This window comes from Nitrincola alkalilacustris (assembly GCF_008973755.1).
Lineage (GTDB): Bacteria > Pseudomonadota > Gammaproteobacteria > Pseudomonadales > Balneatricaceae > Nitrincola > Nitrincola alkalilacustris.
Map to the genome: position 1 here is coordinate 435,062 of NZ_WBOM01000004.1, position 16,178 is coordinate 451,239.

Here is a 16,178-nt window from a genome sequence, read left to right on the forward strand (position 1 = left end):
ACCGAATACATGCAATGTATTGAAGAGATCGCTGGTGCGCGGATGTGCAGTATTAACCGCCACGCTACTTCTCAGCGCCTGCAGTTTCATGAAGAAAGAAGAACCTGAAATCGTTGTCGTTCCGCCACCTCCTCCGCCCGCAGTGCCAGAAATCAAACCGGCGTTGCTGATCAGTCAGATGTACCCGGAACAGCCTACAGGACGTGGCGATGCCGGTGCGTTCATTGACTTTGTCAATGCGACCGACGGGATTCTCGAGTATGTGATGTTCAAGACAACCGCCTATGACTCACAGGGCCGTGTCGTTCACTCGAAAAAATCCGGTGACCCCAACACCTGGTTGCGCATAGCAGGCCCCTTCACACCGGGTCAAAGCAGCGGAAGCCGCCATTGGGAGCAGCTCTGGCAGAATCTGGATCTGGCCTGTTTCGAGATCGAAGGGGCCGAAGTGATCTACATCAATGGTCTGGTTGAGTTCTATCATGCCGACCAGATTGCGGTTCTGCCCAGCAGCGAAGCTCAGAACAACTGCATTTGATGCAGCAGGCTGTCCGAGAGTACACCGCTCTGAATAAGGATAGCCTACAAGACCCGGCAACTTACTGCCGGGTCTTGTTCAATCATTTTTCACGTCTGGGCGGCATCACAGGAAAAGGGGTCACACTGCCCTTGACATCCATTATCTTGGCCACGCCCTCCTGCTGTACTTCATCAATTCGAATCACAGCCTGAACAGGAATGAATGAACGCTTCACCTCGGCAAACTGCTGCTTCAGCTTTTCCTCACCCGGATCAACCAGCAACTCCGTACGAGAACCGAAGACAAACCCCTCCAGCTCAATGAATCCCCACACCTCACTCTGATACACATGGCGGACATAAAGCTCATACACCTTGTCCTGATTGACAAAGGTTACCCGGTAAATACGGTCATCTGCAGCCATTTGAGTGTTATATCTCCATCTAAAAAGCCTTTACGCCAATATGGGGGCTGATTTGCCATTTACAATCCCCTTGGCTGCACAACGGAAGCCTGGCCCTGAGTCCGTGACTGCAAAGTGTATCCTGCAGGCATCTTATGGGGCTATCAGGATACCGCCCCCTGCCAGGATAACCACCACCGCCCAGGCGGGCAGCTTCCAGATGCTGAGCAAGAGAAAACCCGTCAACGCCAACACAAACTCATACGGGCCGATAATGGCACTGGTCCAGACTGGCTGATAAAGCGCAGCGCCCAGAATGCCTACCACTGCAGCATTTGCACCTCGCATCAGCGCCTGAGCACCATCCACACGTCTGAAGCTGTTCCAATAAGGCAACACAGCCACAAGCAGCAGCATACCCGGGACGAAAATTATAACCAGTGCCATGGCAGCACCTGCCAGACCGCCCAGTGCCGGTTCAATAACTGCCCCCAGATAAGCTGCAAAGGTAAAAAGAGGGCCAGGAACAGCCTGGGCCGCACCATAGCCGGCCAGAAACTCATCTGCCGTTACCCAGCCCGACTGCACCACCTCTGCTTCCAGCAACGGCAGCACCACGTGCCCGCCGCCGAATACGAGAGCACCGGCACGATAGAAGGCATCGAGCATCGCTATCATTCCCGACGGACTTGTCCAGGCTAACAGCGGCAGACCAAGAAAAAGGGCCACAAAAATGATGAGGGCAACCTTGCCCGCTCTTCGCGATACCGGCATTTCAAACTGACAGGCGGCAGGTTCGTTGTGTGTTCGACACAGCGCCATCCCTCCGAGAGCGCCTATCAGAATCGCTGAAACCTGCCCCAGTGGACCGCTGACCAGTATCACGGTAAAGACTGCTACCAGCGCGATACCGGCTCGTTGCCGGTCAGGACACAGGTTACGGGCCATTCCCCATACGGCATGAGCCACAATAGCCACAGCCACTACTTTCAGTCCATGAATAATGCCCTGGCTGACTGGGCCATCGAGCAGGCCTGCACCCAGGGCAAAGAGCAGCAAAACTATAGCCGAGGGTAAGGTAAAGGCTGTCCAGGCGGCAGCAGCACCCCAAGGGCCGGCTCGCATCAACCCCAGCGCGAAGCCAACCTGACTACTGGCTGGTCCCGGCAAAAACTGGCACAGGGCGACCAGGTCGGCGTAAGCCTGCTCAGATAACCAGCGCCGACGGGCAACGAATTCTGTACGGAAATAACCCAAATGGGCGACAGGTCCACCAAAGGAGGTCAAACCCAGCATGAGGAAAGCACCGAATACCTCCCAGACTCCACCTGTGGGTTGTTTTAGCTCAGACATCAAGTGGACTCCCTGTTTTCATTCTGTCAGACATGATCATGATACTTCACTGGATCAGCACGCCTATTCTGATCCAGTATAACGAATGGCAATATCGGTTTTCGTTATATAACTGCACATATTACTCGTCAAACGTTGCAATCTGCCTTCTGCATGCCAACGGATCGCAACCCTTGATCAATTAATATCCAATTAACATCCAATTGATAGCCTGAGTAGCCCACCTCCGGTATAATTTGTCCCCTTGTAAAAAACTACCCAATGCAACACAGGTGATTCATGGCGAAAAAGCTGTTTATCAAGACACATGGTTGTCAGATGAACGAGTATGATTCCTCTCGCATGGCCGATCTTCTGAACGAGAGCCACGAGTTGGAGCTGACCGACAACCCTGATGAAGCGGACGTTCTGCTGCTGAACACCTGCTCGATTCGTGAAAAGGCTCAGGATAAGGTGTTCCATCAGCTCGGCCGCTGGCGCAAGCTGAAAGAGAAGCGTCCTGACCTGGTGATCGGAGTCGGCGGCTGTGTTGCCAGCCAGGAAGGTTCGGCGATTCGCGACCGTGCTCCCTATGTTGATATGATTTTCGGACCCCAGACACTGCATCGCCTGCCCGAAATGATCAATGAGTCACGCAAGGGTGTGGTGGGAATCGTCGATGTCAGCTTCCCCGAAATCGAAAAGTTTGACCATCTGCCAGCACCACGGGTAGAGGGTGCCGAAGCCTTTGTATCGATCATGGAAGGCTGCAGCAAATACTGCACTTTCTGCGTCGTGCCTTATACTCGCGGCGAAGAGGTCAGCCGACCACTGCAGGACGTACTCAATGAATGCCGTGAACTGGCAGAGCAAGGCGTGCGTGAGGTCAACCTGCTGGGCCAGAACGTGAACGCCTATCGCGGCGACACCAGCGACGGCGACAGCGCCGATCTGGCTGAACTGATCCGTTATGTGGCCAGAATAGACGGTATTGATCGCATCCGCTTCACCACATCACATCCCGTGGAGTTCAGCGAAAGTCTGATCAATGTGTATGATGAGGTTCCAGAGCTGGTCAGCCACCTGCACCTGCCGGTTCAGAGCGGTTCCGATCGCATTCTGATGGCAATGAAGCGCGGCCACACGGTGCTTGAGTACAAATCCAAACTGCGCCGTATCCGCAAGTTACGCCCGGAGATCAGCTTCTCCTCAGACTTCATCATTGGCTTCCCCGGCGAAACCGAGGCGGACTTTGAAGCCACCATGAACCTGATCCATGAGATAGGTTTTGATACCTCTTTCAGCTTTGTTTACAGCCGTCGTCCCGGCACACCGGCAGCCGATCTGCCCGACAATGTTGCGGATGAACTGAAAAAACAGCGCCTGAAGATTCTGCAGGACCGCATCACCCTGCAGGCGATGCAGATCAGCCGTCGCATGGTCGACAGTGTGCAGCGCATTCTGGTCAATGGCTATTCAAAGAAAGACCCGGGGCAGCTCTCTGGCCGCACCGAGAATAACCGTGTTGTCAACTTCCGCTGCGATAATCCGGACCTGATCGGCCACTTTGCCGATGTACGTATTGTCCAGGCCTATGCAAATTCTCTGGTCGGCGAGCTTGTCAGCTCTGAGCTGGACCAGCTTCACTAACAGATTCAGGACCACATTTTGTCAAACGACGCGTCAAAGAAAGAGTCGGTCAACCTCGTGCTTGAACCGGATCATCCGGGCAGCCTGGCCAACCTGTGCGGCCAGCTGGATGAGCACCTGCGCCTGATCGAGCAGCGCCTGGATATCGAAATTCGCAACCGCGGTAACCAGTTTCAGTTGCTGGGAGATAACACCGCACTGATCGTGGCACAAGGCATTCTGGAGCGCCTGTATACCGAAGCCTGCAATGGCAAACAGCTGACGCCGGATGATATCCATCTCAGCCTGCAGCACACAGGTATAGCCCCTCGTCTGCCGGAGTCCGCCGATTTCGCAGACTGCAGAATCCGTATCCGCAAGATGCAGATCATGCCCCGTGGAGGCAATCAGCAAGGCTATGTCCGCTCGATCCGCCGCCACGATATCAACTTCGGTATCGGCCCGGCCGGAACCGGCAAAACCTATCTTGCGGTAGCCTGCGCTGTGGAAGCACTGGAGCGCGAAGAGGTGAGCCGCATTCTGCTGGTACGCCCGGCAGTTGAAGCCGGTGAGAAACTGGGCTTTCTGCCCGGCGATCTGGCACAGAAGGTCGATCCATACCTGCGCCCCTTGTATGACGCCCTGTTCGAGATGATCGGTTTTGAGAAGGTTGCCAAGCTGATTGAGAAAAACGTCATCGAAGTCGCGCCACTGGCCTATATGCGTGGCCGGACACTGAATGGCAGTTTTGTCATACTGGATGAAAGTCAGAACACCACCAGCGAACAGATGAAGATGTTCCTGACCCGTATCGGCTTTGGCTCCACCGCCGTCATCACCGGCGACATCACCCAGATCGACCTGCCCAAAGGGACACGCTCGGGGCTGATTCATGCCATGGAAGTATTGGATGGGGTCGAAGGGATAGGCTTCACCCACTTCACTGCACAGGATGTCGTTCGCCATCCACTGGTTCAGCATATTGTTCTGGCCTATGAGCGTTATGAGCAGCGCGAAGCCAGAAAACAGAAGCTCAAGCATCAGGGAGAGCTGGCGAAATGAATCTGTTCGTTGACCTGCAGATCGCCACTGAGGCAAAACAGCTCCCCGACGCCGACCAGTTCAACACCTGGGTCAGGGCTGCGCTGGACGGCCAGCGCGATCGTGCAGAAGTGTGCATTCGCCTGGTAGATGAAGTGGAGAGCCGGGAGCTGAACAACACCTGGCGTGGCAAGGATAGCTCGACCAATGTGCTGTCCTTTCCATTTGAGTCGCCCCCTGGCATTGCCGTTGATCTGATCGGTGATCTGGTGATCTGTGCCGATGTCGTCGCCAGGGAGGCAGAGGAACAATCCAAGCCCCTGCTGCATCACTGGGCGCATATGGTGATTCACGGAACCTTGCATCTTATCGGTTTCGATCATATAAATGACGATGAGGCCGAGGAGATGGAGACACTGGAGTGCACCATATTGTCTCGACTGAATATCCCAGACCCCTACCAATCCGCTTAGAGGATACTATGAGCGAAGACCGATCGGGAGCCAGCCCAAAAGGCTGGCTCGGCAAACTGGCCCAGGCGTTCTCGGACGAACCACCGACCAAAGAAGATCTGATCAACGGTTTATATGAAGCGGCCGAAGCCGGTGTTCTGGACAATGACGCCATGTCGATCATTGAAGGAGCACTGCAGGTATCGGACATGAAGGTGCGTGATGCCATGGTACCCCGCTCCCAAATGACCCTGGTGCAGATCAATCAGACCGCGAGCGAGTTTCTGCCGATTCTGATTGAAACCGCACACTCACGCTTTCCGGTAGCTGGCGAGAACCCTGACGAAGTTGTCGGCATTCTGCTGGCCAAGGATCTGCTGCCCTATATGCTTCAGGGCAACCTGGATGAGTTCAGAATCAGTCAATGCCTGCGTAGCGCCGTATTCATACCCGAGAGCAAACGCCTCAACGTGCTGCTTCGAGAGTTCCGCGGCACACGTAATCATATGGCGATCGTTGTGGATGAGTATGGTGGCGTATCCGGGCTGATCACCATTGAGGATGTACTGGAGCAGATCGTCGGCGAGATAGAGGATGAACATGACGACGATGATGATGAGGGCAACATCAAGTCACTTGAGGATGACGGATTCATCGTCAAGGCACTGACACCGATTGATGACTTCAATGAGTTTTTCCATACCGACTTCTCTGATGAGGAGTTCGACACCATAGGCGGTATCGTAACCCAGCGCTTCGGGAGGCTACCGGAAAGAAATGAAAAGGTGACGCTGCATGGCCTGACCTTTACCGTCCTGTCTGCAGATGACCGCCGCATTCGCCTGCTGCAGGTTTCACCGTTAGTCGAGTAAACACACCATGACACCGACAGCTGGACGTCAGGGCACTCACGCACACAGCAAAAAAACCAGAGAGCATCACGTGCAGAATGGCTGGTGGTACATCAGCCTGCTCTCATTGCTGGCCGGAGCCGTCACAGCGCTGGCCTTTGCACCTCTGGATATGATTCCACTGGCATTGTTAGGGCCTGCGCTGCTGTATCTGGCGCAACATGGACAGTCCACTCGCGCAACCGCCTGGTCGGGCTGGATGTTTGGCCTCGGTTTCTTCGGGGTTGGTGTCTCCTGGGTATTTGTCAGCATACATGTTTATGGTGCGGCATCAGTGCCGCTGGCGGGGCTGATGACAGCTGTATTCGTTATGGGGTTGGCGCTGCTCTTTGCCTTGCAGGGCTGGCTGTTCGGCCGCCTCTGTCGCAGCGTATCCTGGCTGGGTTTTGTCGGCCTGTGGCTGCTGTTTGAGTGGATCAGAAGCTGGCTTTTTACCGGCTTCCCCTGGCTCTATCTCGGTTACATCTGGCTCGACACCCCCTTCAGCCATCTGGCTGCCTGGGGTGGTGTCTGGGCACTGACGCTCTTTACCTTATTTCTGTCAATCGGACTCGCTGAAGCGATCCGCAGCCGAAGATGGCCTTCTCTGCTGCCGGTTTTCCTGCTGCCGGTGCTGGTCTACTATCTGCCAACCGAACAGACCCAACAGCGTGATCAGGCTCCCCTCAAGGTAGCGCTGGTTCAGCCCGACATCCCACAAATGATCAAATGGGAAGGTGCTCAGCTCGAAAACCTTCTGCAGCATCAGATCCAACTCACGCGACGCTATCCCGATGTGCAACTGGTGCTCTGGCCGGAAACCGCTATCCCGGCTTTTTACTATGAAGCTGCGCCGTTTATCGATGACTTCCTTGAGGAGCTGGATCAACAGAACATCGCGCTGATCAGCGGCTTCCCGTTTATCGCCGAAAATCCACGTGATCGCTCACGCAGCATCTTTCACAACAGCTTGGGTGTGTTCAGCCATGGCTCGGGCATCTATCACAAGCAGCGACTGGTACCCTTCGGCGAGTATGTACCGCTGGAGAATCAATTGAGAGGGTTGATTGAGTTCTTTGACCTGCCGATGTCGAGTTTCAGCCTGCCGGAGAACACCGAGCTGCGATTGCATGCTGCCGGCCACAGCCTGGCCAGCACCATCTGCTATGAGATCGCCTATCCTGAACTGGTACGCAAGTCTGCGATCAACTCGGATCTGCTGCTGACCGTATCCAACGATGCCTGGTTCGGCAACTCTTTCGCCCCCGATCAGCATCTGCAGATAGCCCGCATGCGCGCCATTGAGAACGGCCGCTGGTTGATCCGCGGCACTAATAACGGCATCACGGCTATTATTCGCAGCGATGGCAGCCTAGAAAAAGAAGCGCCCAGACAGCAAGCGGCTGTCATCACGGGTGAGGTACCGGCCATGCACGGCACAACGCTGTATCAGCAGCTAGGGGTCTGGCCCTCACTGCTGACCTCACTGTTGTTACTGGGAATCGGTTTCCTCCGCACCCGCCCCTGAGAGGCGTTCGAAAATATAGGCTCCGCACTGAGCACAGGGCAGTATTTTTTTAGTGCGCATCAACTGTTTTTCATGCCCGCAGTTGAGACAGCGCAAGGTGCCCGGCACGGTGATTTCACCGGCAACAAACTGATCCTCACCATGTTCCAACTGCTCTCGCAGCAGCTCATGCTCCACTCGCGTCCTGTCTGCCAGGTCGACCAGGCGATCCAGAATGGTCTGCTCCAGCACATTCAGATCAAACCGCAGGAAACCGGCAATGCCGCCACCTGTTTCATGCACGAAATAGCCCAGATGCTTCAGGTCACGATTGACATAGGCCGTGAGTAGATCTATCTCATCCCTCGTCATCTCCTCGGCCGCCAATTCGATTTCAACCGCTTCCTCTATCTTATCCTGCAGTGCCTCCCAGGTGCTGAGACTCGCCTCATCCAGCGTATGCCGCAACCTGTCAAGAATTCTGTCATAGGCTTCCGGTGCATGATCTGAATGTTCTACCGGCGGTTTCTTCGATTCACTCATATTGACTCCTTTTTCACCTGTCTGGTGAGCTCATGGCCCTGTTTGCCTGAGGCCATATATTGTATGCTATGCCGCATTACGCAATCTTTCCAATTAAACTGAGCAAGGCGCCTGCCATCAGGTCTGATTTATACACCTGAATGCAGAAGAACGCTTGTTGTTAACGGGATTTGACCAGACACAATGAACGAACAGTACCAGCCCCAGTCGATCGAGCCTCAGGCCCAGCAGTTCTGGGAACAGAGCGACAGCTTCAAGGCCAGCACGGACACCACAAAAGAGAAGTTTTACTGCCTGTCCATGTTCCCCTATCCCAGTGGCCGACTGCATATGGGACATGTCCGTAACTATACCATCGGGGATGTGGTTTCACGCTATCAGCGCATGAAGGGCAAGAATGTTCTGCAACCCATGGGCTGGGATGCGTTTGGTCTGCCGGCAGAAAATGCGGCAATCAACAACAATGTTGCGCCAGCCAAGTGGACCTATGAAAACATCGACTACATGCGTAATCAGCTCAAGCGCATGGGCTTCGGTTATGACTGGTCACGTGAGCTGGCCACCTGTCACCCCGAATACTATCGCTGGGAACAGTGGTTCTTCACCAAGCTGATGAAAAAAGGCCTGGTCTACAAGCGCGAAGCGGAAGTGAACTGGGACCCGATCGATCAGACGGTGCTGGCCAACGAGCAGGTGATCGACGGCCGCGGCTGGCGCTCCGGCGCACTGGTTGAGCGCAAGAAAATTCCACAGTGGTTCCTGAAAATCACCGACTATGCCGACCAGCTTCTCGACGACCTCGACAAGCTGGAACACTGGCCGGAACAGGTCAAAACCATGCAGCGCAACTGGATCGGTCGCTCGCACGGTGTAGAAGTCACCTTCCAGGTACCCGGTGATGGCAGCCTTGAGGTCTTCACTACACGTCCGGACACCCTGCTGGGCGTGACTTTCCTGGCCGTTGCTGCACAGCACCCTCTGGCGCTGCAAGCCGCTGAAGGCAATGCCGAACTCGCAGCCTTCATCGACGAATGCAAAAACATCAAGGTTGCAGAAGCCGATCTGGCGGTGATGGAGAAGCGTGGCATGCCGCTGGGTATTAACGCCATTCACCCGCTGACCGGTGAGTCAGTGCCTGTCTGGACTGCCAACTTTGTCCTGATGGAGTATGGCTCCGGTGCTGTCATGGCTGTTCCCGGACATGATCAACGTGACTGGGAGTTCGCCACCAAGTATGGCTTGCCGATCAAGCAGGTGATTGCGCCTCTGGACAGCAAGACACCGATCGACCTGACCAAAGAAGCCTTCACTGATAAAGGTACTCTGGTCAATTCCGGCGATTTTGATGATCTCGAATTCGATCTGGCATTCAAGGCGATCACCAAGGAGCTGGAAAAGAAAGGCTGCGGTAAAGTTACCATCCATTATCGCCTGCGTGACTGGGGTGTTTCGCGCCAGCGTTACTGGGGCGCACCAATTCCAGTGATCAACTGTGCAAGCTGTGGTGCCGTACCGGTTCCTGAAGATCAGTTGCCGGTTGTGCTGCCGACCGATGTCGAATTTGATGGTGTCGGCTCGCCCATCAAGAGGATGGACTCTTTCATCAAAACCACCTGCCCAACCTGTGGCGGCCCGGCGGAACGTGAAACCGATACTTTCGACACCTTCATGGAGTCGAGCTGGTACTTTGCCCGTTTCGCCAGTCGTGAAACCTCAGATGCGATGCTGGACCCGACTCACTCGGGCTACTGGCTGCCGGTGGATCAGTATATCGGCGGTATCGAGCATGCGATTCTGCATCTGCTCTATGCACGCTTTTTCCACAAGCTGATGCGGGATGAAGGCCTGGTCGATTCAGATGAGCCTTTCACCCGGTTGCTCTGCCAGGGCATGGTGCTGGCCGAGACCTACTATCGTGACGATGCCAACGGCGGCAAGACCTGGATATCACCGCAGGACGTGATCACCGAAACCGACGACAAGGGGCGCATCATCAGCGCGCGTCACAAGGCCGATGGTGAACCGGTGATGTCTTCCGGCATGTCCAAGATGTCCAAGTCCAAGAACAACGGTATAGATCCACAGGTGATGATTGATCGCTATGGTGCCGATACTGTGCGCCTGTTCATGATGTTTGCGGCCCCTCCGGAGCAGTCACTGGAGTGGTCCGACTCGGCTGTTGAGGGTGCTCATCGCTTCCTGCGTCGCCTGTGGAAACAGGTCTTTGACCATCAGATACTTGGTCTGCCTACCGAGTTGATCAAGCCAGATCAACTCAATGAGGAGCAGCGCGAACTGCGTCGCAAGGTGCACGAGACCATCCAGAAAGTCAGTGATGACGTCGAGCGCCGCCAGACCTTCAACACCGCCATCGCCGCCGTCATGGAGCTGACTAACGCCACTGGTCGCTTTGTTGATGTCAGCGAGCAGGGTCGCGCCGTGATGCAGGAGGCGCTCGAAGCCTCGACACTGCTGCTGGCACCGATCGTGCCCCATATCAGCCATGAGCTGTGGCATAGCCTGGGCCATACCGAAGCAGTTCTGAAAACGCCCTGGCCGAGCGTCGACAGCAGCGCCCTGATTCGCTCCAATGTCGAGATCGTAGTTCAGGTCAACGGTAAGGTACGCGGCCGGATTGATGTTGCTGCGGATGCCGATGAGGATGTGATCCTGCACTCGGCACTGGCGCTGGAGAATGTGCAGAAACATATGGAAGGCAAAGCGATCCGTAAAAAGATCGTGGTCCCCAATAAACTGCTCAACCTGGTTGTAGGTTAACGGAGAACACGGATGCCAAGACATCATTCATTCTGGACAGCAGCCCTGCTGCTGGGATTGTGCCTGCTGCTGATCGGCTGCGGATTCAAACCCAGGGGCTTCTACGCTGTACCGGACGCTCTGCAGGAAGCAACACTGGTGACCATGAGTGATCGTCCCAGCGAAATCCGCCCGATGCTGCTGCGTGCGATGCAGGTCAATGGCATTGAGCTGAGTGACAACGCGCCGATCATTCTCGAAATCCATGAAGAGCGTCATAGTCGGCGCTCAGTCTCGCTCAGAGGTCGCGCCAGAGGCTCGCAGGTTGCCGAGTATGAGCTGCGCAGCGAAGTGTTCTTCAGTGTCAGGCAGCGCGAGGGCGATACCCTTTTGATAGCTCCGCGCAGCATCTTCACTGAGCGGGTATATGCCTACGACGGCGATAACATCACCGCCAGTGAAGCTCAGGAAGTGGTGCTCAGACAGCAGATCTATCAGGATCTGGCTCAGCAGATTGTACGCCAGTACACCAGTCTGAAACCCTGAATCCGATATGAAGACCAATCCGGATCAACTGGCCAGAGTATTGCAGAAGCATACTCTGGCTCCGATCTATATGGTAACCGGTGATGAACCGCTGATGTCGGGCGAGAGCTGCGACTTACTGCGGGCGTTCTTTCGCGAGCAGGGCTTCACGGAGCGCGAAGTACACCATGTTGATGCGTCCTTCAGTTGGGATCTGGTACTGCAGAACACCAATGCGCTGTCGCTGTTTGCCGAGCGCAAGGTGATCGAAGTACGCATGGGGCACCACAAGCTCAACAAGGCTGACAGCCAGCACCTGCAGCTGTATCTGAAAAATCCTGCCCCCGATACGGCGTTTCTGCTTATCGCAGATAAACTCGATGCGACCAGCAAGAAGTCTGCCTGGTACAAGGAGATAGAATCTCTGGGGTTGGTGGTTGAGATCTGGCCGCCGGAACCGGATCAGCTCCCGGCCTGGCTCGCAGGACGTGCTACCAGACTGGATATCACTCTGACGCCGGATGCCACCGCTCTGCTGGCAGACCGTATCGAAGGCAATCTGCTGGCAGCCAGACAGGAGCTGGATAAGCTGCAGTTGCTCTACCCCAATCAGAGTATCGGTGTGGATGAGATCGCAGCGGCCGTTTCTGACAGCTCGCGATACGATGTCTTCACCTTGATAGACGCGGCACTGGGCCAGCAACCGGAACGCTGCCTGAAGATTCTTCATGTGTTGCGCCATGAAGGAACAGAAGCCGCCGTGACCCTCTGGGCCATCACACGTGAATTGCGCACACTGCTTGCCGTCAGCAACGGTCTGGCTTCCGGCACTCCCTACGATACACTGTGTCAGCGTGAGCGCATCTGGGGAAAACGCAAAAAACACCTGCAGCAGGCCTGCCGTCGCCTACCCGCTTCATTGCTGGAGCAGCAACTGAAACAGTGCATGCTGGCCGACCGCGCCATCAAAGGACAGCGCATCGATGACCCCTGGTTATTGATGGAACAGATCATCATTACGTTGGCGGGTATATCACTGTCTCTTGCCGCATCAGAATAAGCCTAATGCGTGTCCAATTGTTACAAACCTCCGTTCCAGCCTACAACCCTCTTTTCAGCTGAAAAAATAAATTCTTTTATATCAATAGATTGATCTTTTATTTTTACCTTTTGGAAAAAAATGCTTGCACATTTTTTCGTCACGCATAGTATTTACCAAAAGGTAAAAAACAATAACAAATACCAGACAGTCTGTTCAAACCTCTGCCAGAATCAAACGCCTGGTTTGTCAGCCTGCCTTGCAAGGGCCCCGCACAGATGAAGTTGTAACAACACAACATGAACACTGGCCAGCGAATTGCATGGGAACCTCTCGTTTTGTGAGTACCTGCCGACGTTTGGCTGGTTTCATCAATAATAACGATAGAGGATGTGCTATGACTGGAAATACAACTGGCACCTCATCAGCCGTCAAGGTTGGTGAATTTTATGAGCTGAATACTGGCGAAGATGTCAGTGGCAGTGCTCATTACAACGAAGATATCGCACCCACTCAGGTCAAGGAACGCACCTGGTCCGTCTGGAATATCGCAGCCCTCTGGATAGGCATGTCGATCTGCGTTCCCACCTACACGCTGGGTGGAGTACTGACGGCCTACTTCGGCCTGTCAGTCACAGAGGCACTGATCACCATCCTGCTGGCCAACGTCGTCGTTCTTGTACCGCTGATACTGAACGCCTTTCCGGGCACCAAGTATGGCATTCCCTTTCCGGTTCTGTTGCGCTCATCCTTTGGCGTTCTCGGTTCCAACGTACCCTGCCTGATTCGTGCGCTGGTTGCCTGCGGCTGGTTCGGGATACAAACCATGTTCGGTGGGATCGCGATACATATTCTCTTCTCGACGCTGATCCCCGGCTGGGCTGCCATGGGTAGCAGCGGCGAAGTTATCGGCTTTTTCCTGTTCATGGCGATCAACCTCTACATAGTGATCAAGGGGTCCGAGTCGATCAAGATCATGGAAACCCTCTCTGCTCCACTGCTGCTGGCAGTGAGTATCGGTCTGATGATGTGGGCAACGCCGCAGATCTCCGTAACCGAGCTGTTGCTGACGCCTGCCAATCGACCCGCCGAGGCATCCTTCTGGGGCTACTTCTTCGGCGGCCTGACTGCCATGGTCGGCTTCTGGGCTACCTTGTCACTCAACATCCCTGACTTCAGCCGTTTTGCCAAGTCACAGAAGGATCAGATCATGGGCCAGATCATCGGCCTGCCGCTGACCATGTTCTTCTTTGCCTCGTTGGGTGTGGTTCTGACTGCAGCATCTTTCAATCTGGTAGGAGAGACCATTTCCGACCCAGTCAACCTGATCGGCCGTATCGACAGCCCCTTCTGGGTGGTGATCGCGATGATCATGATCATTATCGCTACCCTGTCGACCAATACTGCTGCCAACGTTGTATCTCCCACCAACGATTTCCAGAACATTGCACCGAAAAAGATCAACCACACGCGTGGTGCGCTGTTGACCGGTGCGTTCGGTGCATTGCTGATGAGCTGGGAGTTGCTGAAGAAGCTGGGTGTCATACATTCCGACGTCAGTGTGGAGGCGATGTACAGCGGCTGGCTGCTGGGTTACTCAAGCCTGTTAGGGCCGGTCGCAGGCATCATGATCGTGGATTACTTCCTGATCAAACGCCAGTTCCTGAATCTACCCGAGCTATACAAGACTCAGGGCATTTACAGCGGCTTCAATTCAGCGGGACTGATCGCTTTTGCCATACCGGTTGCTCTGACCCTGGTTGCCATCACCACCGGCGCCTTAAGCTGGTTCTATGATTACGGCTGGTTCACCGGTTCACTGCTCGGTGGTCTGGTCTATTACGTTGCAGCCAGCAAGCAGACTGTAATGGTCGGCGATGGTATCGCTCAGAGTAACTGATCCGCTTTATCGAGTCTCGCTGCAGCTGATCGGATATCCAGGCTGCAGCGTGACTCACAGAACAGGCTTTTGCTTCACAATAATAAGGAGTGACCCATGTCCATAGTGATTCGTGGCGGTACTGTCGTAACCGCAGACCGGAGCTTCGCTGCTGATGTCTACTGCAGGGATGGCCAGATTGCAGCAATAGGTGAAAACCTGGATGTACCTGCCGATGCTGAAGTGGTGGACGCCACAGGTCAGTACATCATGCCCGGCGGTATCGATCCTCATACCCATATGCAGCTCCCATTCATGGGCACGGTTGCCAGTGACGACTTCTTCACAGGTACCGCTGCAGGATTGGCCGGTGGCAATACCAGCATTATCGACTTTGTCATACCATCACCAAAGCAGCCGTTGATGGATGCCTATCATCAATGGCGTGACTGGGCAGGCAAATCAGCTGCTGACTATGGTTTCCATGTCGCCATCACCTGGTGGGACGAGTCCGTGAAAGAAGATATGGGTACGCTGGTGCGCGAGCATGGTGTGAACAGTTTCAAACATTTCATGGCCTACAAGAATGCGATCATGGCTGATGATGAGACCCTGGTAAAAAGTTTTCGCCGCTGCATGGAGCTGGGTGCGATCCCCACGGTGCATGCCGAGAACGGCGAGCTGGTGTTCCAGTTACAGCAGGAGTTGCTGGCACAGGGGATCACAGGCCCTGAAGGCCACCCACTGAGCCGTCCACCTGCCGTGGAGGGAGAAGCGGCAAACCGCGCTATCCGTATCGCGCAGGTGATGAATGTGCCTATCTATATTGTCCATGTCTCCTGCAAGGAGTCACTTGAGGCGATCACCCGAGCCCGCAATGAGGGGCAACGCGTATTCGGCGAGTGTCTGGCGGGTCATCTGGTGATTGACGACAGTGTCTATCGTCATCCCGACTTTGAATTTGCCGCCGCGCATGTGATGAGTCCACCGTTTCGTTCCGGGGAGCACCAGGCAGCTTTGTGGCAGGGCCTTCAGGGGGGGAATCTGCAGACCACTGCAACCGATCACTGCTGCTTCTGTGCCGATCAGAAAGCAGCTGGTAAAGACGATTTCAGCAAGATCCCCAACGGCACAGCCGGCGTTGAGGATCGTATGGCCGTACTCTGGGATGCCGGAGTCAACACGGGCAAGCTGACCATGAATGAGTTTGTGGCCGTCACCTCGACCAATGCGGCACAGATCTTCAACCTCTATCCACGCAAAGGCTCGGTGAGCGTCGGTGCGGATGCAGATCTGGTGGTATGGGATCCCGAAGGTACACGTACCATCTCAGCCAAAACCCATCATCAGAATATCGACTTCAATATCTTTGAAGGACGCACGGTTAAAGGCATACCGTCACATACCATCAGCCAGGGTAAACTGGTATGGAAGGATGGCGACCTGCGCGCCGAGAAAGGCGCTGGTCGCTATGTCGAGCGCCCGGCTTTCAGTGCCATGTTTGACGCCTTGGCCAGACAGGGTCTTCACAATACACCCTCTGCGGTCAAGCGAAACAGATAAGCCTGACAGACGGCAGGCTGCCCACCTCAACAGGGCAGCCTGCTCAATTCATGACAGTACAGGGTCCATCTTACTGACCGATATCAATAACTTTGCCG

Annotated in this window: 14 protein-coding genes; 11 read left to right on the forward strand and 3 right to left on the reverse strand. The window is 54.8% G+C overall.

Going from position 1 to position 16,178, the window contains the following annotated elements:
• Positions 1-88: 88 nt before the first annotated feature.
• Positions 89-538 (forward strand): hypothetical protein, encoded by a 450-nt coding sequence (locus tag F7R27_RS09905; protein WP_151704081.1) that lies wholly within the window; start codon positions 89-91, stop codon positions 536-538.
• An 82-nt stretch (positions 539-620) separates the two neighbouring features.
• Here the strand turns inward: F7R27_RS09905 and F7R27_RS09910 are convergent, their stop codons facing one another.
• Together F7R27_RS09910 and chrA are read right to left on the reverse strand one after the other, a co-directional pair.
• Entirely contained in the window at positions 621-944 is a 324-nt protein-coding gene (locus F7R27_RS09910; protein WP_151704082.1) for a DUF1820 family protein, read from the reverse strand.
• A 132-nt stretch (positions 945-1,076) separates the two neighbouring features.
• The gene (gene chrA, locus F7R27_RS09915) at positions 1,077-2,276 is read right to left on the reverse strand and encodes a chromate efflux transporter (RefSeq protein ID WP_151704083.1); all 1,200 of its coding nucleotides are present in this window, start codon (positions 2,274-2,276) and stop codon (positions 1,077-1,079) included.
• A gap of 279 nt (positions 2,277-2,555) precedes the next feature.
• Here chrA and miaB point away from each other — a divergent pair, with 279 nt between their 5' ends.
• Genes miaB through lnt form a run of 5 tightly spaced genes read left to right on the forward strand, consistent with a single transcriptional unit; the run spans position 2,556 to position 7,795 of the window.
• Entirely contained in the window at positions 2,556-3,905 is a 1,350-nt protein-coding gene (miaB, locus tag F7R27_RS09920; RefSeq protein ID WP_151704084.1) for a tRNA (N6-isopentenyl adenosine(37)-C2)-methylthiotransferase MiaB, read from the forward strand.
• Positions 3,906-3,923: 18 nt separating this feature from the next.
• Positions 3,924-4,946 carry a PhoH family protein gene (locus F7R27_RS09925; protein ID WP_151704085.1) on the forward strand — a complete coding sequence of 341 codons (1,023 nt, stop codon included), beginning with the start codon at positions 3,924-3,926 and terminating at the stop codon, positions 4,944-4,946.
• Positions 4,943-5,398, forward strand: a complete 456-nt coding sequence (ybeY, locus tag F7R27_RS09930; protein ID WP_151704086.1) for an rRNA maturation RNase YbeY — start codon at positions 4,943-4,945, stop codon at positions 5,396-5,398. Before F7R27_RS09925 ends, ybeY begins: the two co-directional genes overlap by 4 nt.
• 8 nt (positions 5,399-5,406) lie before the next feature.
• Complete coding sequence (locus F7R27_RS09935) at positions 5,407-6,249, forward strand: HlyC/CorC family transporter (protein WP_151704087.1); 843 nt, start codon at positions 5,407-5,409, stop codon at positions 6,247-6,249.
• Positions 6,250-6,256: 7 nt separating this feature from the next.
• Positions 6,257-7,795: an apolipoprotein N-acyltransferase gene (gene lnt, locus F7R27_RS09940; RefSeq protein ID WP_151704088.1), complete on the forward strand. Its 1,539-nt coding sequence runs from the start codon at positions 6,257-6,259 to the stop codon at positions 7,793-7,795.
• Here lnt and F7R27_RS09945 read toward each other — a convergent pair.
• Positions 7,760-8,317 (reverse strand): zinc ribbon-containing protein, encoded by a 558-nt coding sequence (locus F7R27_RS09945; protein ID WP_151704089.1) that lies wholly within the window; start codon positions 8,315-8,317, stop codon positions 7,760-7,762. The two genes, lnt and F7R27_RS09945, sit on opposite strands and share 36 nt — an antisense overlap.
• Positions 8,318-8,500: 183 nt before the next feature.
• Between F7R27_RS09945 and leuS the strand changes: the two genes are divergently transcribed.
• The 5 genes from leuS (at position 8,501) to hydA (ending at position 16,080) form a co-directional block, all read left to right on the forward strand.
• Positions 8,501-11,095, forward strand: a complete 2,595-nt coding sequence (gene leuS / locus F7R27_RS09950; protein WP_151704090.1) for a leucine--tRNA ligase — start codon at positions 8,501-8,503, stop codon at positions 11,093-11,095.
• A 12-nt stretch (positions 11,096-11,107) separates the two neighbouring features.
• The gene (locus F7R27_RS09955; RefSeq protein ID WP_151704091.1) at positions 11,108-11,620 is read left to right on the forward strand and encodes an LPS-assembly lipoprotein LptE; all 513 of its coding nucleotides are present in this window, start codon (positions 11,108-11,110) and stop codon (positions 11,618-11,620) included.
• Positions 11,621-11,627: 7 nt separating this feature from the next.
• Entirely contained in the window at positions 11,628-12,659 is a 1,032-nt protein-coding gene (gene holA, locus F7R27_RS09960) for a DNA polymerase III subunit delta (protein ID WP_151704092.1), read from the forward strand.
• Between the two features lie 376 nt (positions 12,660-13,035).
• The gene (locus tag F7R27_RS09965) at positions 13,036-14,538 is read left to right on the forward strand and encodes an NCS1 family nucleobase:cation symporter-1 (protein ID WP_151704093.1); all 1,503 of its coding nucleotides are present in this window, start codon (positions 13,036-13,038) and stop codon (positions 14,536-14,538) included.
• 96 nt (positions 14,539-14,634) lie between these two features.
• On the forward strand, positions 14,635-16,080 hold the full coding sequence (gene hydA, locus F7R27_RS09970; protein ID WP_151704094.1) for a dihydropyrimidinase: 1,446 nt from the start codon (positions 14,635-14,637) through the stop codon (positions 16,078-16,080).
• The last annotated feature ends 98 nt before the right edge of the window (positions 16,081-16,178 follow it).